Source organism: Psychroserpens mesophilus, from assembly GCF_050617655.1.
GTDB classification, from domain to species: Bacteria; Bacteroidota; Bacteroidia; order Flavobacteriales; family Flavobacteriaceae; genus Psychroserpens; species Psychroserpens mesophilus_A.
On sequence record NZ_JBODQC010000026.1, the window covers coordinates 1 to 1,568 of the forward strand.

General features: G+C 33.0%; 2 protein-coding genes. Both read left to right on the top strand.

The features are described from left to right. Positions 1 to 101: 101 nt before the first annotated feature. Complete coding sequence (locus tag ACRHNM_RS16140; RefSeq protein WP_431137671.1) at positions 102 to 656, top strand: hypothetical protein; 555 nt, start codon at positions 102 to 104, stop codon at positions 654 to 656. Positions 657 to 848: 192 nt separating this feature from the next. Then, positions 849 to 1,343: a MepB family protein gene (locus ACRHNM_RS16145; RefSeq protein ID WP_431137672.1), complete on the top strand. Its 495-nt coding sequence runs from the start codon at positions 849 to 851 to the stop codon at positions 1,341 to 1,343. Positions 1,344 to 1,568 lie beyond the last annotated feature (225 nt).

Here is a 1,568-nt window from a genome sequence, read left to right on the forward strand (position 1 = left end):
ACGGATTTTCCTCTGGTTCGTGATAGTTTATTATCTTTAAGCTGACACAACGCAACACATCATACACCGAGACGTTGCCAACAATTTAAAAAAACCTCGAATTGAACAGAATAATCGGAATTTTAATGACAATTTTATTTTTGACTTCCTGTGTGAATTCAAAAGAATCGGAAATTGAAAACCCAAACGGAATTTGGACAGAACCTGAACTTGTTGAACTCAATTCACTCGTATCTAAGTTTGACCAAATTCTAATCTCTGAATACAAATCTGAATCTATAACAAAAGCTTATGTTGAATTTTCAAATAGGGCTTTGAATGATATGGCAATTCCCGATTTGATAGGTTATGATAAAATAAATTCTGTTGCAAAAAATCTAAAAATATTTGATAAAATATGGAAAAAACACACAGATTCTATTTCAAACAAAAACCACTTTAGCCTAAAATATAATAGTAATTACCAAAAGTATTTGAAAGGTGTTGGAGAAAACTCTGAAATGATAAAAGATTATGCTGATAAATTTGAATACACTGGAGATATTGCGCCTTCAGTAGTTGCATTTTTATTACAGAATATTGAAAAAATTGATTTGAACAATAAAACTACTAGACTGATTTTAACAATTCACTATATAACTTTAATTAATCGATAAAAAACTGTTGGCAACACCGTGTATATTTTATTGCTAGTTCTAGCCTACTTACGAAAATCCTCGCGGATTTTCTATTCGGTTATAATTTGCTAACTTAGTTCCTTAAACACGCAACAAAGCATACACAAAACCGTTGTATGTAATGCCCGAAACGCAACAGAGGAAATTGAAAAACTGAATGAAATTGAGCAAATGGACAAAAATCTAAACCAAATCAAAGCGGAAATTTATGATAAATGCTCTCTTAAAATTTCGGACTTCAAAACCGAAATGGAAAGTAAAGAATATAATGCTTGCCGATTTCAACTCAACGGACTGAATATTTTGAGTAGAAACGCCAAAATAACACCAAAAAAAGTCGGACAATTTGTTACGTTTTGGAAACGAAATGGAAACGGACCGATTGAGCCATTTAACGAAAACGACCGAATTGACTTTTATACCGTGAACGTGAGAACTGAAAATGAATTTGGACAGTTTGTCTTTCCAAAATCCACGCTGGTAAAAAAAGGAATTATATCAACGGAAAAGAAAGAAGGGAAAAGAGGTTTCCGAGTTTATCCGAAATGGGATGTTGCGAAAAACAAACAAGCTGAACGAACTCAAAAATGGCAATTGAATTATTTTTATGAAATAAACGATTCGACTGATTTACAAAAAGTGACTGAATTGTATGATGGAAAATAAAGCACTACATACAACAATGTATAACCGCAATTACGGCGGATTCGACTACGTCCGAATCCACTCGGAATTGCTAAAGCCTATGCTAAACCGAAAATTAACGCATATTAACCCGTAACTGACGGTTATACGAGACCGTTGTACACAAGCTTGACCCGTCCTGAATAAAGGCTACATAATTTTAAACATTATGTACAAAAATGACAAAGTAATTAGACGGTATTCTGA

Bases quoted from the DNA above. Each gene is read 5' to 3' on its own strand.
- ACRHNM_RS16145 (WP_431137672.1), top strand. From the start codon at position 849: ATGGACAAAAATCTAAACCAAATCAAAGCGGAAATTTATGATAAATGC.